Annotated in this window: 15 protein-coding genes; 10 read left to right on the top strand and 5 right to left on the bottom strand. The window is 68.5% G+C overall.

From position 1 onward, the window contains the following. The first annotated feature begins 82 nt into the window (after positions 1-82). Positions 83-1,270 carry a DUF1996 domain-containing protein gene (locus tag OH804_RS21985; RefSeq protein WP_406059191.1) on the top strand — a complete coding sequence of 396 codons (1,188 nt, stop codon included), beginning with the start codon at positions 83-85 and terminating at the stop codon, positions 1,268-1,270. A gap of 43 nt (positions 1,271-1,313) precedes the next feature. On the opposite strand, the gene OH804_RS21990 is transcribed toward OH804_RS21985, so the two are convergent. The 3 genes from OH804_RS21990 to OH804_RS22000 all read right to left on the bottom strand — a co-directional run bounded on the left by OH804_RS21990 (position 1,314) and on the right by OH804_RS22000 (position 8,444). Beyond that, the gene (locus tag OH804_RS21990) at positions 1,314-3,989 is read right to left on the bottom strand and encodes an RICIN domain-containing protein (protein ID WP_406059193.1); all 2,676 of its coding nucleotides are present in this window, start codon (positions 3,987-3,989) and stop codon (positions 1,314-1,316) included. 801 nt (positions 3,990-4,790) lie between these two features. Next, entirely contained in the window at positions 4,791-7,775 is a 2,985-nt protein-coding gene (locus tag OH804_RS21995; protein WP_406059195.1) for a glycoside hydrolase family 3 C-terminal domain-containing protein, read from the bottom strand. 198 nt (positions 7,776-7,973) lie between these two features. Further along, positions 7,974-8,444: a S26 family signal peptidase gene (locus OH804_RS22000; protein ID WP_406059197.1), complete on the bottom strand. Its 471-nt coding sequence runs from the start codon at positions 8,442-8,444 to the stop codon at positions 7,974-7,976. 178 nt (positions 8,445-8,622) lie between these two features. Here OH804_RS22000 and OH804_RS22005 point away from each other — a divergent pair, with 178 nt between their 5' ends. The 7 genes from OH804_RS22005 to OH804_RS22035 all read left to right on the top strand — a co-directional run bounded on the left by OH804_RS22005 (position 8,623) and on the right by OH804_RS22035 (position 16,413). Then, on the top strand, positions 8,623-9,150 hold the full coding sequence (locus OH804_RS22005) for a MauE/DoxX family redox-associated membrane protein (RefSeq protein ID WP_406059199.1): 528 nt from the start codon (positions 8,623-8,625) through the stop codon (positions 9,148-9,150). A 66-nt stretch (positions 9,151-9,216) separates the two neighbouring features. Further along, positions 9,217-9,741 carry a TlpA disulfide reductase family protein gene (locus tag OH804_RS22010; RefSeq protein ID WP_406059201.1) on the top strand — a complete coding sequence of 175 codons (525 nt, stop codon included), beginning with the start codon at positions 9,217-9,219 and terminating at the stop codon, positions 9,739-9,741. Positions 9,742-9,758: 17 nt separating this feature from the next. Further along, entirely contained in the window at positions 9,759-11,552 is a 1,794-nt protein-coding gene (locus tag OH804_RS22015) for an ABC transporter ATP-binding protein (protein WP_406059203.1), read from the top strand. A gap of 20 nt (positions 11,553-11,572) precedes the next feature. Next, entirely contained in the window at positions 11,573-12,319 is a 747-nt protein-coding gene (locus tag OH804_RS22020) for a BTAD domain-containing putative transcriptional regulator (RefSeq protein ID WP_406059205.1), read from the top strand. A gap of 207 nt (positions 12,320-12,526) precedes the next feature. Beyond that, positions 12,527-12,745 carry a hypothetical protein gene (locus OH804_RS22025; protein ID WP_210781026.1) on the top strand — a complete coding sequence of 73 codons (219 nt, stop codon included), beginning with the start codon at positions 12,527-12,529 and terminating at the stop codon, positions 12,743-12,745. 87 nt (positions 12,746-12,832) lie between these two features. After that, on the top strand, positions 12,833-15,685 hold the full coding sequence (locus OH804_RS22030; RefSeq protein ID WP_406059207.1) for an FtsX-like permease family protein: 2,853 nt from the start codon (positions 12,833-12,835) through the stop codon (positions 15,683-15,685). Between the two features lie 20 nt (positions 15,686-15,705). Beyond that, complete coding sequence (locus OH804_RS22035; protein WP_269215270.1) at positions 15,706-16,413, top strand: ABC transporter ATP-binding protein; 708 nt, start codon at positions 15,706-15,708, stop codon at positions 16,411-16,413. A gap of 8 nt (positions 16,414-16,421) precedes the next feature. Here the strand turns inward: OH804_RS22035 and OH804_RS22040 are convergent, their stop codons facing one another. Both OH804_RS22040 and OH804_RS22045 read right to left on the bottom strand, forming a co-directional pair. Then, positions 16,422-16,772: a DoxX family protein gene (locus tag OH804_RS22040; RefSeq protein WP_406059210.1), complete on the bottom strand. Its 351-nt coding sequence runs from the start codon at positions 16,770-16,772 to the stop codon at positions 16,422-16,424. Between the two features lie 76 nt (positions 16,773-16,848). After that, on the bottom strand, positions 16,849-17,787 hold the full coding sequence (locus tag OH804_RS22045) for an oxidoreductase (protein ID WP_196921388.1): 939 nt from the start codon (positions 17,785-17,787) through the stop codon (positions 16,849-16,851). Positions 17,788-17,882: 95 nt separating this feature from the next. Between OH804_RS22045 and OH804_RS22050 the strand changes: the two genes are divergently transcribed. Both OH804_RS22050 and OH804_RS22055 read left to right on the top strand, forming a co-directional pair. Then, positions 17,883-18,518: a TetR family transcriptional regulator gene (locus tag OH804_RS22050; protein WP_196921387.1), complete on the top strand. Its 636-nt coding sequence runs from the start codon at positions 17,883-17,885 to the stop codon at positions 18,516-18,518. 64 nt (positions 18,519-18,582) lie between these two features. Next, entirely contained in the window at positions 18,583-21,705 is a 3,123-nt protein-coding gene (locus OH804_RS22055; protein ID WP_406059213.1) for a hypothetical protein, read from the top strand. The last annotated feature ends 16 nt before the right edge of the window (positions 21,706-21,721 follow it).

Below are 21,721 nucleotides of genomic sequence, written 5' to 3' on the forward strand. Positions count from 1 at the left end.
TCGAGTACGGGCGGTGGGGGCCTACCATTCGGCGGCCGTGGCCATTCGGGTCAGCCTCATGTCGGCTCGTTGGGAGTGACAGGTGTCGTACGAGAGCCCGCCGCCGTCCCGTCATCGCCTTCCGGGGTGGCCGGCCCGCAACAAACTCGGCGTGGCCGCCGGAGTGGCAGTCCTGCTCGTCGTCGCGGCCGGGGGCGTGTACCTGGGCAACGGTTGGGTGACGCCCGAGCCGTCGAACGCGGCCAACGCCCTGCAATACCCGTCGCCGTCGGCCGGGCAGCCACGGTCCGACGCGGCGACGTCGGAATCCGCGCCGCCGACGGTTCCCCCGACCCCATCGACCGGCACGACACCGTCGACAGCCGTCGCGCCGAAGATCCCCGCTACCGGCTGGATTCCCGTCGACCGGGCGGCCTGGAAGGCGCAGGCCGACGCGTACCGGGCGTTGAAGGTCGACCCCGTCCCGTCCGGTGTGGGCAACCTGCCGGAGTTCCGGGCGGACTGCCAGTACAGCCACCGGCTACCTGACGACCCGATCGTGGCCCCCGGCCTACCGGGCGCGTCACACATGCACTCGTTCGTTGGCAACAAGGCCGTCGACGCGAACACCGTCGCCGGCGACCTGACGACGTTCACTGCCACCTCCTGCAAGCCCGTCCAGGACCACTCCGCCTACTGGGTGCCCACGCTCTACGACAACGCGACGGGAAAACCGGTCGAGACCACCGGGTTCCGGGTCTACTACCGCTCGCTCGCCAAGAACTCGACCGGCCAGATGCCGATGCCCAACGGCCTGCGCATGATCTCCGGTGACGCCAAGAAGAAGAAGCCGACGCCGCGCGGCGCGACCGGCCAGTTCTACTGCGCCTTCTACGGCCCCGGTGACCTCGACGGCATCGCTCGCAGCACCAACGGCAACTGGCCCATCTGCGGAGGCGACGCGACGCTGCACTTCATGATGCAGTTCCCGGACTGCTGGGACGGCAAGCACCTGGACAGCCCCAACCACAAGGACCATGTGGCGTACGGCAGCGGCAACTCCTGCCCGACCAGCCACCCGGTGCGGATCCCGGCGATCACCTTCGACATCCAGTACCCGGCCAAGGGCACCCCGGCCGGTTACTACCTCTCCTCCGACAAGGAGGGTAAGAGCGCCTCGTCGATGCATGGCGACGCGTTCGTGATGTGGGATGTCAACACCATGAACAAGCGCACCAGGAACTGCGTCCAGGGACGCCGGACCTGCGACAACTACGGCTACCAGAAATAGCCGGGGCCAGGCCCGTGTCGGCCTGGCCCCGGGGTCTTGCCGGTCAGCTACGCAGCGTCCACCGCTGGTTCGTGCCGCCGTTGCAGGACCAGAGGATGAGTTTCGTGCCGTTGGCGGTGGCGGCACCGTTGGCGTCGAGGCAGAGCCCCGACTGGGCGTTCGTCACCGTGCCGTTGGCGTTGACGTTCCACTGCTGGTTGAGCCCGCCGTGGCAGTCCCAGATGATGACCGCGGTGCCGTTGGCAGTGCCCGCCCCGGAAGCGTCCAGGCACTTGTTGCCGTACACGGTCAGCTGCTTGCTGGCGGTGTGGGTCCACCGCTGGTTGGCGCCGGTGGAGCAGTCCCAGAGTTGGGTCTGGGTGCCGTTGGTGGTCGAGGAGTTGGGCACCTCGGCACAGCGGCCGGACTGGCCACCCACGAGTTGCCCGCTCCCCGTACCGCTGCCACCGCCCTGCTGCTGCCGGACGATCGATGTCGACTCGGCCGACCGGTTGCCCTGTGCGTCGACGACGAAGAGCCGGTACTCGCCCTGAGTGGCCGGCACGGCGATGGACGTGGCGGTGCCGGCCGCCCTGGTCATCGTCGCCCCGGCGGTGAAGGTGGTCGTGCCGGACGGAGCCAACCAGACCGACCTGGTGGCGTCGCCGATGCTCCGGATCGGGATCGACGCGGTGGCACTGGCGACGAAGGTGCTGGCCGGCAGCACATAGTTCGGTGCGGAGAGATTGCTCGCCGGAATGATGTCCCGGTACGCGTCCTCAAGGCCGGAATTCGCGGCGATGCCGTACGCCGCCGCCGGCCAGACGTAGTCGGAGGAGACGAGGATGTCGGCGACGGTGCTGTTCGGCAGGTTCTTGTTCGAGACCTTGTTGATCGGGCCGTAGATCTGCGTGATGCTCAGATCGTGCTTCCGGCCGAAGTCGTCCGAGTTGATCATCCAGGTGACGTTCTTGTCGATACTCAGCACGTTGTCGCGGAACGTGATGAACGCCGATCCCTCGTCCGGGTGCAGTCCGTACTTGTGGCCCGACGGAACCCCCTGGAGATAGTTGTTGGTGATGGTGGTCCCGGGCTGACTTCCGAGCGTGTAGATGGGGGCCGTGTCGCTGAGGCGCTGCACCGTGTCGATGATGTGGTTGTAACTGATGGTGTTGTTCCTCGCCGTCGTGGTCGGCCGGTTCGGCACGATCGAGCCCGACGACCCGTCGAAGTTCCACCAGCCCCAGCCGAGCGTGATGCCGGACCACGGGGTCTTCTCGATCCGGTTTCGCTGGATGGTGAGGGTGTCGGCGAAGTACGCGGAGATGGGGCTGTGCCCGTTGAACAGAACCGCGCTGTCGTAGAGGTAGTTGTTCTTGATGTCGATGTTCTTCGGTAGCCCCTCGACCGACGCCGAGTACTTCTCCCGGTTGGTCGACGTGCCGTCCCCGACGTAGACGTGCTGGGGATGGCCGACGAGGATCGCGGACCCGGCGATGTCGTTGGTGTGGTTGCCGATCAACTGTGTGCCCTGCACGTCGTTGACCATGCTGATCCCGTCGGCACCGGTGTGTTGGATCCGGTTGCGTTGCAGGAGGATCCCGTCGGCGTTCTGCACCTGGACGATGCCGGGAACCACGTCGACGTTGCGGTAGTGGTAGACGTGGAAGTTGCCCTTGGCGTACACGTTCGCGCTCAGATTGCCCTGCTGCGCCTGCTTGAGGACCGAGCCTGCGACGTTGACCAGGTTCCAGTCGGAGTGCTGCACCGTCAGGCCGGAGAACGTGATGTTGCGCGCGTGGCTGCTCGTCGAGGTGCCGGCGACCCGCAGCACGGTGGAGACGTTGTTCGGCGCGTAGACCGTCGCGGTCGACATGTTCTCGGAACTGGCCTTGTAGTAGTAGAGCGTCCGGGTGCCCTTGTCGAAGTAGAACTCACCGGGGGCGTCCAGGAACTCGTACGCGTTCATGAGCTTGTGGGTTCCACCGACCTGGGCGTTGCCGTTGAACGCGCCCTGCGCGATGGCCGCGCCTGGTTGCTGGAAGAGGGCGACCCGGTTCGCGCCGTCGGAACTCGTGGTCACCTGGCGGACGCCCACGATGGCAGTGGTCCAGGTCGTGCCCGTCTCGATCTCGATGTCGTCCTGGTTGCGGGCGACGGCAGGGAAATCGTTCAGGCTGTATTTTGCGCCGTCGCACTGCGAGCCCGATTCCCAGGCCCACGCGGCCTGGTTGGCAGTGATGTTGTACGTTCCGTAACAGCCCGCCGAGCTGATCGTCTTCGACGCCATGAACGCGCGCTTGTCATTGACGTAGAGCGCCCGCAGTTTGTTGGCGCGGTCGAGCGGCGCCTTCCAGATATTGCCGGTGTGCTGGGACCATCCGGTCACCGGGACGCCGCCGTCGAGGACCGGCGTCTCGCCGGGATAGGCGGCGTAGGCGACCCGGAACCCGTTGTTTCCGGAGTCGCTGGCACCGAACTCGACGGTGCTGGTGACCGGGTATCTACCGCCGCGGAGATATACGTTGATGTCACCACTCATTGTCGAATTTATCGTGCGAACGACGTCCCGCGCGCGTTCAACAGTCTTGAACGGCGATTGAATGGTCCCCGGATTGGCGTCGTTACCGTCCGGAGCAACATAGTAGGTTGCCTGGACTGCGGCCGAGGCCGGTAGTTGGTTCGTCAGCACTGCCGGCAGCGTGGCGGCGACAAGCGCCGCCACCGCCAACACTGACATTCGAGCGGTGGATATGGCTGACTTCACGTCTGTTCCTCTCACTGGTCGTCGATGTCGTGCCCACAGTGCGTATCGAGCGACGAGTACGGAACAGCGACGCCACTAAGGGCCGGCGGGGACTTCCGTCGCCCCGACCGCACTCTTTGTTAACCGCCCCGAAATTCTTACTGGGAGCGTAGGTCACACGTCTGACCAATGCAACCGGCAATTGGAGGGCGTCTATGCCGAAATGCCCCCGGATCGGGCAGATCAACCCTGCCGACCGCACACCCCTGCTTACGTCGTCCGACGAATCCGCAGCCACGACACGGGGCTCGTCGCGAGCAGTCAGGGCGACCCCGGGGGCTGCCAGACCAGGGGCTGCCGCCGGTCCGGCCTTCCTTTGGAGCTGAATCGTCTACGACATCACCGATAGCCTGCCCCCTCGAACCGCCCCCGCGACAAGCCCTCGCGCGATCCCCCGCGATCGTCACGACGCCACCGTCAGGCGGTTCCCCCGGCCGACCCCCGCGATCCCACCGCCACGGATTCCCTTGCCTGATTCGTTTGCGGCATCAGCTCCATAGGCACCGAAGCCCACTGACACCCCGCCCACGCCGACGGTCACGAGAGGCTCAGCGGCCACCCCGGACCAGACCGACGGCCATCCCGCCCCGGGACCCGATCAATCGAGACGCCGCGACGTCGGGTTCCTCGGCTCGTCCACCGGCACGCCCAGCACGCCGACGTTGACCTGCACCGCGAGTTGACCAGCCGCAGGCCCGGGGCCGGGTCGACGATCGACCCGGCCCCGGGCTCCGGTCACCTGATGGAGAATTCCGCCAGCCGCAGCGGGGAGTCGAACACCAGGAACACGTCATGGTTGCCGACGGCCCGGGCCAACTGGGTGCTGGTGCTGACGTACCGGTAGTCGTCGCCGGTGCTGGGCACTGTGGCCGTGCCCAGCAGCCGACCGGTGGGCGACCCCAACCGGATCTGGACGGTTCCGGCGCCCGCACCGGCCCTGGCGACCCTCGCGGTGAAGGTGCGCGCGCAGGCACGCAGCGCGGAACCGTCGAAGGAGATCCACTGACCGGCCGCGGTGGCGCCGACCGCCGTACCGCTGGGTTTCGTCTCGTCGACGAGCCTGACCCCCGCGTACCTGTCGAAGTTCTCCGCCCTGGTGGGCCGGGACAGGTCGCGAGCCGGGATGGTCTCACCGCGGACCCGGACCGCGGCGCGGGCCCGGATGTCCTCGACGGACGCCCCGACCATCAGGTCGTGGACGGACGACTCGACAACCCACCTGCTGCGGGTGACGTCCCAGTGCGCCAGGTCGGCGGCGGGCAGGCGCAGGGTCACCGTACGGGTCTCCCCGGGGGCGAGTTTCACCTGCTGGAACGCCTTGAGCTGGCGGATCGGGGTGGTGTCCCGCGACGTGCGCTGGTGGGTGTAGAGCTGGACGACCTCCGTCCCGGCCCGGCTGCCGACGTTTGTCACGTCGACACTGGCCGTGATGGTGCCGTCAGCCGCGACCGACTGGGCACCGGCACGTAGCTGGCCGTACCGGAAGCGGGTGTACGACAGCCCGTGGCCGAACGGGTAGAGCGGCTTCGCGCGGCTGTACAGGTAGGTCTGCCCGGACGAGATGATGTCGTACTCCAGCAGGTCCGGTGGCAGTTGCGAATCCGAGCGGTACCAGGTCTGGGTGAGCCGGCCGGACGGGTTGCGGTCGCCGAAGAGGACGTCGGCGATGGCGTGACCGGTCTCCGCTCCCGCGTGGGTGGTCCAGACGATGGCCGGCACGTGCTCCTGCTCCCACCGGATGGTGACCGGGTAGCTGGTCTGGAGCACGAGCACGGTCCGCGGGTTGGCCCTGGCCACGGCCTTGACCAGCGCCTCCTGGCCGGCGCTCAGCGCGGTGGAGGTCCGGTCGTGTGCCTCGCGGCCGTTGATGAACGGGTTGCTGCCGACCACCAGCACGGCGGTGTCGGCGGCCTTGGCCGCCGCCACCGCCCGGTCGATCCCGCTGCTGATCACCTCGCGACTGAAGTGGGTCGCGGCGGCCGGGGTGGATGCGCCGAGCTTGAGGGCACCGTCGTCACCGACCGTCACGTACGTGTCGGCGCCGAACCAGCTCTCCTTGGTCTCGTAGCCCACGTAGCGCAGCACCACAGTGCCGTCGGCCTGCGGCTCCAGCTTGAACTGCTGCTGGACGTACCAGCCGTTCGGCTGCTCGTCCCGGGTGAGGAACGGCCCCCAGTTGTAGCCGAGGTAGCGGCCGTTCGCGGCGTTGCGCAGCGTCACCACATCCTGCCCCCAGTCGACCACGTCGAACTGGGCGACGAGCGCCGGGGTGGCACCGGTCCCGAGGACGCGGTCGGCGTCGGTGGTGCCGGTGGCCGAGACGTACCGGCCGGTCGACACGTCCTTCAGGGCGATCCGGTCCGCCCCGTCGAGCCCGCTCACACTGGCCGAGCTGCCCAGCCGCTCGCGGATGCCGCCGAGCGCCGTCACCTGGTACGGCAGGTCGCCGCCGTACCAGTCCGAGTAGAGGGTGTCGGCCAGCGGGCCGAGCACCGCCACCTTGCGGGTCCGGGCCGGGTCCAGCGGCAGTGCCTGCCGTTCGTTCTTCAGCAGCACCATCGCCTCGCCGGCGGCCTGCCGGGCCAGTCGCTGGTGTTCGGGGCTGTTGATGACGTCAGGGGTGATGCCGCCGTACCGGCCGCCGCCCGGGTCGAACTCACCCAGCCGGAACCGGACGTTCAGGATCTCGCGGATCCGGGCGTCGATGTCCCCCTGGGTGAGCAGGCCGGTGGCGAGGGCCTGCTTGATGGCGGTGATGGTCGGCTGGGCGTTGGTGTCGTCGGTGATGAAGCTGTTCAGGCCGGCCTTGATGATCGCCGCGTTGCCCTCGGCCTGGGTGGCGTAGTACCCCTGCGAGGCGACGAGGTTGTTCGGCGCCCAGGCGTCCGTGACGTTCATCAGCGGTTGGTCGGTCCAACCGCGTACGACAGTGGCCAGGTCCGGGTCCACTGTGGCCGGACGGCCGTTGACCAGGTTGTACGCGGCCATCATCCCGGTCGCCGCGTCGGCGGCGATGGCCGGCTCGAAGGCGGCCCGGTCGTACTCGTTGAGCACCCGAGGCGGCACGTTCGACGAGGTCACGTCACGCCGGACCTCATTGTTGTAGGCCAGGTAGTGCTTGAGGGTCGGAGCACTCTTCAGGTGGTTCGGGTCACCGCCGGTCATCCCCGAGCCGTACACCGTGGAGATCGCCGCGGTGAGCAGCGGGTCCTCCGAGTAGCCCTCCTCGTTGCGGCCCCACCGGGGGTCACGCAGCAGGTTGACCACCGGCGCCCAGAGGTTGAGCCCCCAGACCCGGGGGTTCTGCGCGTGGTAGCCGCGCGCCTCGTCGCCGACGGCAGAGCCGACCTGCTGGATCAGGTCGGTGTTCCAGGTGCTCGCCATACCCACCGGCTGCGGGAAGACGGTGCCGCGGGCCTTGACCACCGCGCCGTTGTTGTCGATGTCGGTGGACCACGCCACCCCGTGCAGCGCCTCGGTGCCGGTCTTGAACAGGCCGATGCCCAGCCGGGGAATGGCCGGCTGGTACTGGTGCAACCACGAGATCTTCTCGTCCTGGGTGAGACGGCCGAGCAGGTCGTCGACCCGGGCGTTCACGGGTAGGTGGGGATCTCGGAACGGGTAGGTGGGTTCGGCGAGCGCGGTGCCGGGAACGGCCGGTAGGGCTAGCAGGGCGAGCGCGAGCGCGGTGATTCCGCGCCGGAGGCGCCAGTTCCGCATGCGGTTCTCCTCATGTCGTACGACAGACGCCCAGCGGGGCGTCGAGACCGGCGTGACCAGGCTCGACACCCGGCTGACGGGCCTGAAACGACGAATCGTCGAAGCGCTTCGACGACCCGGCCGCGTCACCACGGCCATGATTGTTGTGATCCGCGCAACTATAGATGTGCGCCAATGACTCGGCAATAGCCGCTTGCCCTACCGGCCGCTAGACCTCAGCCGCTTGACCAGAACGCCCTCAATGTCTTTCAGCGGCACGAATCCCCACCGACGCGAGTCAACGCTGTCCGGATGCTCGCCGAGCAGCACCGCCATGCCGGCCGGCACCTGCCGCACCCCGGCACCGACGGCCGGGGCGACCACTTCCGGGACGGCGTCGCCCGGCAGCGCCACGAGGCGCTTGACCAGCCAGCCGGACGCGGGAGAGCCCGCGACGACAGCCCGGGGACCACCCTCCTGATGGCGCGCGACGACGATGCCACCGGCCCGGAGTCGGCGCGTTCGGCGCACCACGAGGCGGTCGCCGTGAGCCAGAGCGGGAACCATGCTGTCACCCATCACATCGACTATCATCAGTCGTTGGCGTGCCAGGGCAACGCCGACGACGGGTGCCGCAAGCGCGGCAAACCCACCCAGGACGGTGATCAGGAATTGTGACTCCTCGGTCATAAAACCCCCCTGAGGGGTATTACTCTCATCTTTCCGGCGGCAAATCAACCCGTTGACAGCATCGAATCACGCCGATAACCTCGGGTTCCCCAGCCGGGGTTCTTGAGGTCTGTGCGACTCGCACCTCGGCACAGGGGCGCCACGGGGAATGGGGGACGATGTGGGTGTCGCTGTTGTCGTGTCCATTTTGACGCTGGCCGGCGTTCTTGCGATATCCGCCATCGGAAAAGTGCGTAGCCGAATAGGTTTTCGCGCGTTCGCCGACGCCATTGCCCAACTGCGGGTGGCCCCCGTGCGCTGGTCCCGCCCGGTGGCGATGGCATCGATCGCGTCCGAGGTTGTCGTACTGGCGCTTGTCCTCTGGCCCAACGGCACGGTCATCGGCCTGTCCGCAGCTGCGCTGCTCTTCGGCGCGTTCACCGTCGTGCTCGCGCGGGCCGTCCGACAAGGGTCCACGGCGGGGTGCCACTGTTTCGGCCCGACGGACACGCCCGTTGCGTGGCGGCACGTCGCTCGCAGTGGTTTCCTCGCCAGCACGGCCGTCGGCGCCCTTCTTGGCGCGATCACCCTGCCCGCCATATCACTCAGAAGTCTAGAGCCGCCGGACCTCATATTGGCTCTTTCCCTAACGGGATTCATCGTCACGACGCTGGTCAGGCTTGACGACCTCACCTGGCTCCTTCGTGGAGCGTCGCACGCGCGCTGAATCTCTCCAATCGATCGCGCACTTCTCGTGCGCTGCGCCTCGACGCCCCGATCCAAGGAGCCCACAGTGCTATTTCTGTCCACCGCCGTCGGCATACTCGCGGCGCTCGTCCTCGTCGACCTCGCGCTGAGCGCCGCGGTCATCAGGCGGCTACGCGAGACGGAGGCGAAACTCATCGAGATGAACTCGCCGCCCGCCTCGGGGCTGTCGGTCGGTGCCACCCTGCCAGAGTTCGTGTCACCGGACGGCCAGGTTTCCAGCGCCGACCTCGCGGGCAGCCCGACCCTCATCGGGTTCTTCTCCGCCGGATGCCGACACTGCCCCACGCAGGCGGAGAAATTGGCCGACCGAGCCGAGGAGTTCGGCGGCACGGGCGTACGGGTGGTCAGCTTCCTCACGGTGGGTGAGGGCATGACCGACGAGCTTGGCCCGACGCTGCGGAAGGCCGGCCTCCTCGTCATGGACGACAGCCCGAGCGCGGTGATGGCCGCCTTCCAGGTGCAGGGCACTCCGTCGTTCGTGCTCTTCGGCGCGGACGGACGACTGGCGGCACGCGGGCATGACCTGGGCGAGGTATTGGGCAGCCGATGAGGCGGTCGGCAGCGTTGATGCGTCGCGCGTTCGGGATCTACTTCGGCGCCGCGCCCTGGGCGGCGGCGGTGAGCATCGTGATCATGGTGGTGGGTGGTCTGACCGCGGTAGCCACCGCCTGGTTCACGCGAGCCCTCATCGACGGTCTCTCCGCCGACGCCACGTCGACGATCTGGCTCGGTGTCGTCGGTTTCGGCGCGTTGGCCATCGTGTCGCCAGTCATCCTGCACGTCTCGCAGTACGTACAGCGGGACGCGGAACGCCGGGTGACGATACGCACGCAGCAGGAACTGTTCACCGCGGTGTCGGCGCACCCTCGGCTGACGGAGTTGGAGGACAGCAAGTTTCATGATCGGCTCCGGCTCGCGCACGAGGCGAGTCGCTTCGCGCCGACCCAGCTCAACAGCATGGTCCTGGGCATCGGGCAGGAGATGATCACCATCATCGCCTTCGGCGTGACGCTGGTGCGCTGGTCTCCCCTGGTTAGCGCGTTGGTCATGCTGGCGGTGCTGCCCACGCTCGTGGCCCAGATCCGGTTGGCTCGGATGCGCGGGGCGATGTTGGAACGCACCGTGCCGATGTTTCGCAGGCAGACGTTCTACGCGGCACTCCTGCTGGACATGCGCGCCGCGAAGGAGATCCGGCTGTTCGGGCTCGGCCAGTTCTTCCAGGGTCGCCTGCTGCGCGAGCTGCGCGCGGCACAGGGACAGGAGCGTCACCAGGACCGGTTGGCCCTGTGGGTCGACAGCGCCCTCGCGACGCTGACCGGCATCGTCTCGCTGGTCGCTCTGGCCGTCTTCGTCGCACGGGTGGTCGACGGACATGGCACCGTCGGTGACCTCGTACTCGTGATCGCGGCACTGACCGCGTTGCAGATGTCCGCGTCGAGCCTGGTCCGACAGATCGCGATGCTCGGCGAGACGTTGATCGTGTTCGGCCACTACGTCGACATCACCGCGGTGATCCGCGAGGCTCGACGCGCTGTTGCGCTGCCCGCGCTGCCGCCACTGAGGCGAGGCCTGGAGTTCGACGACGTTTGGTTCCGGTACGCCCCCGAGCACGACTGGGTCCTGCGCGGTCTCACGTTGCGGATCCCCTGTGGCTCGTCCCTCGCCCTGGTGGGCGACAACGGCGCCGGAAAGTCGACAGTGGTCAAGCTCCTCTGCGGCTTTCACGTCCCGAACAAGGGCGTCATTCGGTGGGATGGCGTCGATATCACCACCATCGACCCGGCTTCGCTCCGCGCCCGTCTCGGGGCGACATTCCAGGACTTCATGACCTACGAGTTCTCCGCCCACGACAACATCGCGGTCGGCGACATCAGCGCGTTGGACGACCGGGCGCGCGTACGGGCAGCAGCCGCATCGGCGGACATGGACGCCACCCTGGGCGCGCTTCCGAACGGGTACGACACCATGCTGACGCGAACCTTCAGCGACGGGGATCTGCCCGGGGTGGGGGTGGTGCTGTCCGGGGGGCAGTGGCAGCGGCTGGCGTTGGCCAGAGCCCTACTCAGGGAGGGCGCGGACGTGTTGATCCTCGACGAACCGTCGTCAGGTCTCGACGTGGCGACCGAGCACGAGATCAACCAGCGGCTGATGTCGCTGCGCCGCACACACACCAGCCTGCTCATCTCGCACCGGCTCAACACCGTCCGGGAGGCGGACAGCATCGCCGTGCTGGCCGCCGGCCGCATCCTCGAACAGGGCAGCCACGACGAGCTGATGGCATCGGGACGGCGCTATGCCGAGCTGTTCCAACTCCAGGCATCCGGTTACGACGGCGCAATCACCACCCGGACCTCGATGTGAACGCTAACACCCTGCTCAGAGTGTCACTGTTGGGTCCGATCGAGGCAACCGTCGGCGGGCAGCCGATGGCCGTCGGCGGCCTGGGCAGGCGAGCACTGCTGGCGGCGCTCGCCTTCAACCTGGGCACGGTGGTCGCCGTCAACCGTCTCATCGAGGTGATCTGGGACGACCACCCGCCAGCGACGGCGACGACGAAGCTACAGGGCCACGTCTGCGCCCTGCGGCGAAGCCTGGTGCGACTCGGCGGGCCGGACGCCGTGAGCATCCTGCAGACCCGTCCACCGGGTTACCTGTTGTGCGCCCGCCTCGCGTCGACAGACCTCGCCCGTTTCGACGACCTGACGCAACGGGGCGCCGGCGCTCGGCTCCCCGAAGGTGCCGAACGCCGGGTCGCCTCCCTCTCCGCGGCACTGCGGCTGTGGCGGGGGGACGCCTGCGTCGATGCCCGGTCAGCTGGGGTGGCAGTGGTGGCGGCGTCACTGGACGAGCGACGGTGGCGGGCGATGGAGGACCTCGCCGAGGCGCAACTCGTCCTTGGCGACCACAACCCCGTCATCGACGCGATGGAGCCGCTCGTACGCCAGTGGCCGTACCGGGAACGGGCCTGGGAGCACCTCATCGAGGCACACATGAGGCGTGGTGACGTCGCGTCCGCCCTGGCCGCTCACGACCGGTTGTGCGAGATCCTGGCCGGGGACCTCGGCGTCGCACCCGGTCAACGAATCGGCCGCTTGGTCAGCATCATCCGCGCGAGCGGTCAGCGGTAGCACCGCCGCCCACCTGCCACCGACGACCACCGCACGGGCGGCAGCATGGCCGCCATCATCGTGCGCCGGGCGGTCGTGACCAGTGTGAATGCCGATCCACAGCCGCTCGTCGGGGCATTAGCGCACCGTTAGCGAATCGTAAGCGGTCGATGAAATCGTGGCCTCTGTCGACAAACCGTCGTACCGACGGAGAAGGAGAGAGGTCATATGATTATCAACAAGCTGGCCGACAAGCTACTGGCCACGCTGCTGCCGAAGGCCACGGCGTCCGCGTGCAACGTCTGCTCTCTCGCCTATGTCGGGTGTGGAGGGCCCTTCTGCTACTACTACTACAACAAGGTGGTCGCGGGGCAGGTCCGCTGTTACGCCAACACGGCGAGAGACTGCAACGCGTCCTACGTGAGCTACTCCACGGGCTGCTGCTGATCGTCGATTCGCGGCCGTCGGTCGGATGTCACCATCTGACCGACGGCCTCATGCTGGAGGACCAACGATGGGGGGCACGGTGTGTCGATGCTGGGGATAGCCGCGTCGCAATGGCGCGTACGGCTGCGCCGGTCGCTGGCCCTGCTCTCGATGATCGCCGTCGCGGTAGCCGGGTTCACAGTGCTCACCGGGGCCGCTGTGACCTCCCGACTGGATGCGGTGGGCACGGTCAGCGCCAACTACCGCCCGGTCTACGACCTTCTGGTCCGCCCCAAGGATGCGGTGCTGCCGCTGGAGCAGGAGCGCAATCTGGTCCAGTCGGGCCAGTTGGCGGGCATGCGTGGCGGCATCACCCACGATCAGTGGCGCGAGATCGAGGCGGTGCGCGGGGTGTCGGTGGCGGCACCGGTCGCGATGATCGGGTACGTGATGCGCACAGTGCCCGTGACTGTCGACCTGTCGGATCACCTTGACCCGACCGCCGAGCGTCAGGTCTTGCGGGTCCAGCCGACCTGGGCGACGGACGCGGGGCTGAGCCAGATCCCGGACGGGCCGGCGTTCCTCTACGCGACGCGGAACCGGCTGGACGTGGTGCCGAACAGCGAACTGAAGAGCGGCGGGGGCCTGCCGCCGCCGGAGGAGGTCGACGCCGACGGTCAGCGGGTGAAGATCTGCCCAGCAGCTCCGGCCATCACCGCGGAGGAGTGGCTCGCACCGACCGACCTCCGAGCCCGATCGTCGTTGACGTGCGTCGGCGGCATGGGCTCGACGGATCGCGAGGGAAAATCGACGCGGCCGACAGTCACGTTGGCGTGGACGGTGCCGTTCCTGATGGCCGCGGTCGACCCGGAGTCGGAGGCCGCGCTGGCCGGGCTGGACCAGGCCGTCACCTCGGGCCGATACTTCACCTCGGCCGAAGCGCCGACCTCACGGCGGCTGGACGGAATGCCGTACCCCTACTCGGTGCTCCCGATCCTCGTCGCAGACCGACCCCAGGTCGACAGGACGCTCAACGTCACAGTGCAGCGCCTGAACTCCGACGCGCCCGAGCTGGTCCGGAGATCCGCCGACGACCAGCGGCTCCGCGCCGCTCTGGTCAACGAGTCCGGCACGCCGGTCGCCCAACGGACGATGTCGTTCGAAGAGCCGTACCAGAACCTGCTCGACCGGATGCTCCGCCCCGACGACCTCGGCGTCGAGTACGACCTGGCAACGTCGAACACCAGGTGGCTCGACCAGTTCTGGACCGTCGGACCGCCGAAGAGGGTGCGGGCCGGGGACGGTCTGCGGGCCCAGCCAGATCCGTACGACCTGAAGATCTGGGGTCAGGGCGCCGACGACGGCGGGTCGTCCCGGCACGTGCCGATGGAGTTCGCCGACACCAGCGTGCGCAGCGAGGTGGCCGTCCATCGGAACCTGGCGCACGGTTACGAGGAGCAGCCGGGGGACGTGAGCATGCCCGATGCCGCGCTGGGCGCGGTGGGCACCTTCGACCCCGCCAAGGTTTCGCTGGGCAGCGCGCTGTCGGCCGTGCCCATGGACACGTACTTCAACCCGGGCGCCGAGGGCGCCGACGAAACGTCACGGCAGGCGCTGGGCGGCCGACGGCTGGCCCCGAATTCGAATGTCACCGGCCTGCTCAGCCAACCTCCGCTGATGCTCACCACCATGGCGGCCCTGCCGGCCATCTTCGATCCCGGCGCATACAGCACCGAGCCCAGCTACCCGGAGTACCAGCTCAACACCAGCGCACCGATCAGCGTGGTGCGAGTCCGGCTGGCCGGAGAGGTCGGCATCGACCCGGTCTCTCGGGAGCGGGTCCGGCTGATCGCCGAGGAGATCGCGCAACGCACCGGCCTGCAGGTCGACATAACCCTGGGGTCGTCACCCACCGCGGTGACTGTGCACTATCCGGCGGGTAACTACGGCCGGCCCGATCTCGCCGTGGCCGAGCCCTGGGTGCAGAAGGGCGTCGCTTCGGTGCTCGTCCGCGCGGCCGACCGCAAGAGCGTGCTGCTGTCCGTCCTGGTGCTCGCGGTGTGCGCGCTGGCGGTGCTCAACGCCAACACCGCCGCCATCCGCGCCAGACGCACCGAGTTCGGCATCCTCACCTGCCTCGGCTGGGGCCGACGGCACCTACTCCAGTTGATGTTCATCGAGATCGTCGGCATCGGTCTCGCCGCGGGCATCGCGGGCACCGGGCTGGCGCTCGGGATCGCGTTCGGTCTCGGGCTCAACATCGCCTGGATCCACACGCTGCTCGCCGTACCCGCAGCGGTGGCCCTTGCCCTGCTCGCCGGCGGCTGGCCGGCCTGGCGGGCCGCCCGGCCGGACCCCGGCGAGATCATCCGCCCCGCCGTCGCGGGTTTCGCCCTCCGCCGGCAGGCGCCGCGCCGGCTGGTCACCCTCGCCCTGGCCAACCTTGCCCGCACACCCGGTCGGACCGCGCTCGGCGCGCTGAGTCTGATGATCGGGGTGGCCGCGCTGACCATGTTGTTGGCCATCACGTTCGCGTTCCGTGGGGCGATCACCGGCACCCTGCTCGGTGACGCCATCACCCTCCAGGCCCGCACCGTCGATCACATCGCGGTGGCGGTCACGATCGTGCTGGGCATCGTGTCGGTCGCTGACGTGCTCTATCTCAACATCTCCGAGCGCGCCGCCGAGTTCGCCCTGTTCGGTGCCGTCGGCTGGACCGACGCAATGCTGAACCGGCTGGTCATCATCGAGGCCATCGGGATGGGTGCCATCGGCGGCACGCTCGGTGCCGCTGCCGGCCTTGGCGCGGCGGCGGCCTTCACCGGGGGCGTCACCGCTTCGATCCTCTGGTGTTCTGGAGCCGCCCTGGTGTTCGGCGTTGCCGTCTCCGCCCTGTCGGTGGTGGTGCCGATCGCCGTGCTCCGCCGACTGCCCACCGCCCACCTGCTCGCCGAGGGGTGAGCGGCAAAGGAGTAGGTCCGATGGAACGGACGTCAGCTGCGGCGTCGAGCACTGTCACCATGCCGCTTGTGTGTCTCACCCGGGTACGGAAGTCCTTCCCGCTGCCCGACGGTGCACCGCTGGTGGCGGTGAACGACGTCAGCCTCGCGATCGCCGCCGGCACCGCTATCGCGTTGACCGGGCCGAGCGGCTCTGGCAAGTCGACGCTCCTGCACCTGATCGGCGCCATCGAACGGTGTGACGGTGGCACCATCGAGGTCGGCGGTCAGGAGGTGACCGGCCTGTCCGGCCGGGGGTTGGCGGCCTACCGGCGGCGGGTCGGCTTCGTGTTCCAACGGTTCCACCTGCTGCCCACGCTCACTGCCCTGGACAACGTCATGGCACCGCTGATTCCGTTCCGCACCGATTTCGACAAGGTCGCCCGTGCACAGGAGCTGCTGGCGATGGTGGGGCTCGCCGACCGGGCCGCCGCCCTGCCGTCGCGGCTCTCCGGTGGGCAGCAGCAACGGGTCGCAATCGCCCGCGCGCTGATCAACCAACCTGCCCTGTTGCTGGCCGACGAACCCACCGGCAATCTCGACAGTCAGACCGGCACCGCGATCGTCGACCTCTTGCTGAGGTTGCGCGATGAGCAGGGCACGACTCTCATCATGGCCACCCATGACACAGCTATCGCCGCACGCTGCGACCGAGCCGTCCAGATGCGCGACGGCTGCCTCACGTCATAGCTGACGGTTCACCAGTGGTGGAGCACATTCACCGTCAGTGCGGCCACCACGGTGACGAAGAATACGGCCCAACCCACCAGCTGGCGGGAGCCGACGCGCAGGTGCGCGATGAGCGCGCCGATGAAGTACAGCACCAGCCCGGAGGCGGCGAGAGTGCCCAGCAGCGGTACGGCGAAGCCGGCCAGCAGCCCCAACGAGCCTGCCGCCAACGCCACGCCCAACCGCGGTACCCACAAGCGCGGCACGCCCTTCATGTCCGCCTGTGCCTTCGGGTAGTCGTGGCCGATCAGATAGGTGGCAGCGGCGAAGCCGGTGAAGACCGACGCCAGAATGGTGACCGTGACGTAGGCAGCGAACATCTTTCCTCCGTTGTGGTTGCTCGCCCCTTGGACGATCTGACGCGGCGGAATGTGACGACTGTGGGATGGTCCGCGATCAGTCCGCTGGTAGCAGCGAGCCGAACCGCACGCCGGTGGCCTGCTCGGACAGCTCCCACAGAAGGCGGCCGTGCTCCGGGTCCGTCGCCGCCGCGGAGAGTTTCGCCGGCGCGGGGTGGCCGCGCAGTTCGCCCGGCCCACCGGGGGCGACGAGTTGGCCCGGCTGCGCCCCCGGGTCGGTGGCGGCGAACAGTTGCGGCCAGACGCCGCGGTCGACCGGCTGGGCGAGGAGCGGGTTGCCGATGCGGCCCAGCAGCAGCCGCCAGATCGGTGTGGTGCCACTGCTCTGCAGGTTCGTCGCGGTGTAGCCGGGGTGGGCGAGGAAACTGCGCAGCGGGCTGGCCACGGCGCTGAGCCGCCGGTGCAGTTCGTAGCCGAAGATGGCGTTGGCCAGCTTGGACGTGTTGTAGAAGCCCATCGGGGAGTAGCCCCGCTCGCCGGTCGGGTCGGCGAAGCGCACCTTGGCCTGCCGATGGTTGACCGAGGTGACAGTGACAACCCGCGGGTCCCGGCCGGCCAGCAGGAGGTCGAGCAGGAGCCCGGTGAGAGCGAAGTGCCCGAGGTGGTTGGTGGCGAACTGCACCTCGTGCCCCTGCGGGCTGAGGGTACGGGGCAGGGCCATCACCCCCGCGTTGTTGACCAGCACGTCCACCCGGCTGTGGTCGGTGTGCATACGGTCGGCGAACATGCGTACCGAGTCGAGGTCGGCCAGGTCGATCCGCCGGACTTCCAGGTCGACGCCCGGGTGGGCGGCGGTGATGTCGGCCGCCACCCGGCGGCCCCGCTCCTCGTCGCGGACCGCCAGCACGACGCGCGCGCCGCGGACGGCGAGCGCCCGGGTGGTGACCAGGCCGAGGCCGGCTGTGGCACCGGTGACGACGAAGGTACGGCCGCTCAGGTCGGGGATCTGCTCAGTGGACCAGCCATCGACAGTCATGCGACCCACTGTGCTATCGATGGCACTGAGTGTCAAGCAGTGCGCGCGATGCCAACACGGGCATGAGGGGGCACCGGATGACGTAGCATCGGCGGATGAGATCTCGTGCGGACAACAGCCTGGCCGAACGCAAACGCCAGCTCGTTGCCGACGAACTGCGGGACGCCGCCCTGATGCTGCTCGCCACCAAGGGTTTCGACGTGGTGACGGTCGACGACATCGTGGCGGCCGCCGGGATGTCCCGGCGTACCTTCTTCCGTTACTTCGCGTCCAAAGAGGACGTTGTCGTTCGGTTCCTGGCCGACACCAGCGCGGACATCATCACCGAACTCACCGCCCGGCCGCCCGCCGAGCCACAGTCGGTCGCGCTGCGCCACGCCCTGTGGGTGCCGCTCGCCGCCTGCAACGACCACCCGGAACACTCCGAGCGAGCCCGAGTCGTCGTCCGTCTCATCCTGGACACCCCTGCCCTGCACGCCCGCTGGCTGGAACGTCAGATTGAGTGGCGCGCCGAGTTGGCCGCCGAGCTGGCCAACCGCTGCGGCCTCGACCCGCACACCGACCCCTACCCGCGGATGGCCGCCGGGATGGCCCTGCTGGCACTCGACACGGTGCTCCAGCGGTGGCAGCCGGGCGACGACGAGCAGCACCTGGCCGAACTGATGGACCAGGCGTTCGCCGTCGTGGCGCCGGCCCTCGACGTGCCCGCCGCGTCACAGGCCGCCGGCTGAGCGGCACCCTGCGCGGGTCAGCGCGGTTTCAGCGCCCTTTCAGGCTGCTCAATACGTTCGCGGCATGACAATAAAACGTTCCACGCGCACCAGGCGCGGGACCGCCGTGCTGACGATGATCGCGGTGACGGCGGCAAGCGTGCTCTTCGGCGAACCCGCGTCCGCCGATCCCGCCCCCGTCCCCGTCCCTCAGGCGACGCTCACCGACCGGGCCTTCGGCCAGGTCGCCGAACTCCATCTCCAGGGTGCCGCCCGGATCACTACCGTCGTGCTGTCTGCCGAATTTGTCCAGTGGCACCGGCTGCACCCGAACGCCACTGCCAAACAGGCACAGATCCAGCTCACCGAACGCCAGCAACTGCTCGACAGCTCGCTGACCACGTTCGACCTCCTGCTGCCCGAGCAGGACCTGCTGCTCAAGTCCGTCGACGTCCTGCTCGGCACTGCCGGCGGCGACACCCGGACCTCGCCGGAGATCACCGGCCTGGTCGGGGCCGTGATCGGCAAGACTGTCGAACCGTGGGACACCCGCGAGGAACTCGCGTCCGGCGCGTTGCGGACCGCCCAGTGGCTGCGCGGCCGTGACGACGCTCTCGCCGCGGTGTGGTCCGCGGTCCGGCAGGCGGGGGCAGCCAGCGCGCCGGTCGCCACCGCGTGGAACGCCGTCCTCGGTGAGCCGTTCGGGGTGGACGTCACCAGCACCTACGAGGAACTCAGCCAGGACCCGGGCCTTTCACACGTGGACCTCGACGCGATCCTGGCGCTGCGCGATGACTCGGTGGCGTACGTCGCGGCCGCCAAGCAGCAGTTGGCCTCCCTGCACGCGCAACTGCTCGGCCTGAGCCTGGAGATCCGTCTTGAGATCGGCGAGAACAACCGCAAGTGCCCTCCCGAGGGGCCGCCGAGCGCCGCGTGCACAGCGGCGGCCAAGAAGGCCGCCGAGGACCGGGACAAGGACCGCCAGCAGACGATCTCCGACGTCAAGGCCGGGGTGGGCATGGTCTCGACCCTCATCGGGTTCGCCGACCCTGATGCCGGCAAGAAGTCCAAGGTGATCGGCGAGGCGGTCCTCACCACGATCAGCGCGATCTCCAAGTACGCGGCGGCGATCACCGGACGCGGACTGGCGGGCTCGATCTTCAGCACCGCCACGTTGGCGATGACCGGCAACGTCTTCGGTGCCGTGATGTCGATCGTCGGGCTCTTCGGCAGCAGCGGACCGTCGCTGGACGCGCAGATCCTCGCCCAGGTCAAAGCGCTGCGCGACGAGGTGCGGGCCCTGGGCGACGAGATGCGCGCCAGCTTCGCGCGGGTCGAGGCCCAGATCAACACGGTGTACGCGAACATGATGGCCCAGTTCGACAAACTGAACGCGGCGATCGCCGGCAACACCGCGCAGATCACCCTCGTCCAGCAGCAGGTCGCCCAGCTCGGCCTGCGCCTGGAGGACATCGCCGCCACAGTGCTGGCCGCGATCGGCGACGCCACCCTGCACGACGCCCGCGCCGACATCAACCAGTACATCGGCTACCTGGAGAACTTCGGTCAACCCATCCCGACGTACGGCGAGTTCGTCGGCCCGGAGAACGAGTTCCACCTGACCTCGACGCAGCTGGCCAGCGGTGCCGCCTTCGTGGTGCCCGGTACCGACGCGGACAACCCGGCGGTCGACCCGACCACCGTACTGAACAGCTTCGGCGAGGCCAGGTCGATCAACTACCTGGCCCGGGTCGCCAGCGGACGCGACCCGTCGATGGTCGAACCGTCGACGCCGGTCGGCAACCCGACGGTGTGGAACCTCGGCGCGCAGGCGTACGCCATGTTGATGCTGCAGAACCCGACGTACGCCGCCCAGGTCAGCGCCGGTCGGGCGGCGCAGATCGAGGCGGAGGGCACCCGCATCGCCGACGTCGCGGCCAGCTTCGGTCGGCCGGCCAACGGCAACGCCAACGCCCTGATCACCGGGCTCGTCCACGAGTACGTCGGCGCCACCAACGAGCTGTCGACAGCGCTCGCCGCCCTCCGGACCAACGAGGTCCAGGCCCGCTGGGAGCCGGACGCCAATGGCGTACAGGTGAAGACGCTCAAGAACTACGACCTGTTCTGGGACACGGACAAACCCCTCGCCCCGGCGCCGGCCAAGGCCGACGAGGCGACGGTGCCGTCGTGTGAGGGCAGCAGGCAGATCGACCGACCCAGCAACGTTCGCTACGAGCTGATGTCGAACATGGTGCGGGCACTCCACCACGCGTACACACCGCGACCCGACGAGCCGCCGGCCGGTGTTCGGGAGCTGCCCGAGGTCGGCTACTGCTACACCCCGAGCTGGGTCTACACGCGTACGACGGGCTACGGCACCGGGGTGATCCGCCACTACGGCAAGCTGCGGTTGCAGATCCACAGCCGGTTCCGGCTGAACTCGAACACGACCTGGCAGAACTCACGGACCGCCGACTACACCTGGCCAGACGAGCAGGTCTACCAGGTCGACTGCGAGTTCTTCAACTGTGACAGCGAGACCACACCCGAGCAGGGCCTGACCCAGAAGTGGCCGTCCGGGCGGTACAACTTCGCGAGCGGCGCGACGGCCGTGAACAACACCGCGCTGGACGCCACGCTGACGCCGACCCTGCGCGGCTTCCTCCAGGCCCGGCAGAAGTTCATGTACGACCGGGTCCGGGACCAGAGCACCCAGGTCAGCGGGCCGGTGCCGACCGCCCTGAAGAAGGTGAACACGGCGGCCCGGCTGCTTCAGGCGTACACCCGGTTGGGTCTGCCCAACGCCCTCGACTCGGACGACGTGTTGTCCGCGAACCTGTTCGGGCAGTACCAGATCCCGGTGAACATGCCGACGGATGCCAAGATCGGCAATGCCTACGCCAGGGCGAGTGCGAACTACACCCTCTGCGGGCCGACGCCGTGCTCGCTCGACCCCAGCCGCCCGCTGCGCGACCAGGCCAGCCTCAAGGTGCCCTGCGAGCCCGCTGTCGACTCGTCCAACCTGCCCGGCGACCCGTTGGGCGACTGTCTGATCACCAGCGCACGGTCCCGCGCCAACGCGCTGATGCAGCGGTACGAGGTCTGGGCCGACCAGATGACCGCCGGTCTGCACCGCGAGCGGGTGCCGTGGATGAACGACACCCTCCTGGGCCTGCGCATCACCACCCGCCTGACCCACGCCAACTGACAAAGCGTTGCCGGCG

It is taken from the genome of Micromonospora sp. NBC_00860 (genome assembly GCF_045207375.1).
Taxonomy (GTDB): Bacteria; Actinomycetota; Actinomycetes; order Mycobacteriales; family Micromonosporaceae; genus Micromonospora; species Micromonospora vinacea.

Bases quoted from the DNA above. Each gene is read 5' to 3' on its own strand.
- OH804_RS21990 (WP_406059193.1), bottom strand. From the start codon at position 3,989: ATGTCAGTGTTGGCGGTGGCGGCGCTTGTCGCCGCCACGCTGCCGGCA.
- OH804_RS21995 (WP_406059195.1), bottom strand. From the start codon at position 7,775: ATGCGGAACTGGCGCCTCCGGCGCGGAATCACCGCGCTCGCGCTCGCC.
- OH804_RS22000 (WP_406059197.1), bottom strand. From the start codon at position 8,444: ATGACCGAGGAGTCACAATTCCTGATCACCGTCCTGGGTGGGTTTGCC.
- OH804_RS22015 (WP_406059203.1), top strand. From the start codon at position 9,759: ATGCGTCGCGCGTTCGGGATCTACTTCGGCGCCGCGCCCTGGGCGGCG.
- OH804_RS22025 (WP_210781026.1), top strand. From the start codon at position 12,527: ATGATTATCAACAAGCTGGCCGACAAGCTACTGGCCACGCTGCTGCCG.
- OH804_RS22030 (WP_406059207.1), top strand. From the start codon at position 12,833: ATGCTGGGGATAGCCGCGTCGCAATGGCGCGTACGGCTGCGCCGGTCG.
- OH804_RS22035 (WP_269215270.1), top strand. From the start codon at position 15,706: ATGGAACGGACGTCAGCTGCGGCGTCGAGCACTGTCACCATGCCGCTT.
- OH804_RS22040 (WP_406059210.1), bottom strand. From the start codon at position 16,772: ATGTTCGCTGCCTACGTCACGGTCACCATTCTGGCGTCGGTCTTCACC.
- OH804_RS22045 (WP_196921388.1), bottom strand. From the start codon at position 17,787: ATGACTGTCGATGGCTGGTCCACTGAGCAGATCCCCGACCTGAGCGGC.
- OH804_RS22050 (WP_196921387.1), top strand. From the start codon at position 17,883: ATGAGATCTCGTGCGGACAACAGCCTGGCCGAACGCAAACGCCAGCTC.
- OH804_RS22055 (WP_406059213.1), top strand. From the start codon at position 18,583: ATGACAATAAAACGTTCCACGCGCACCAGGCGCGGGACCGCCGTGCTG.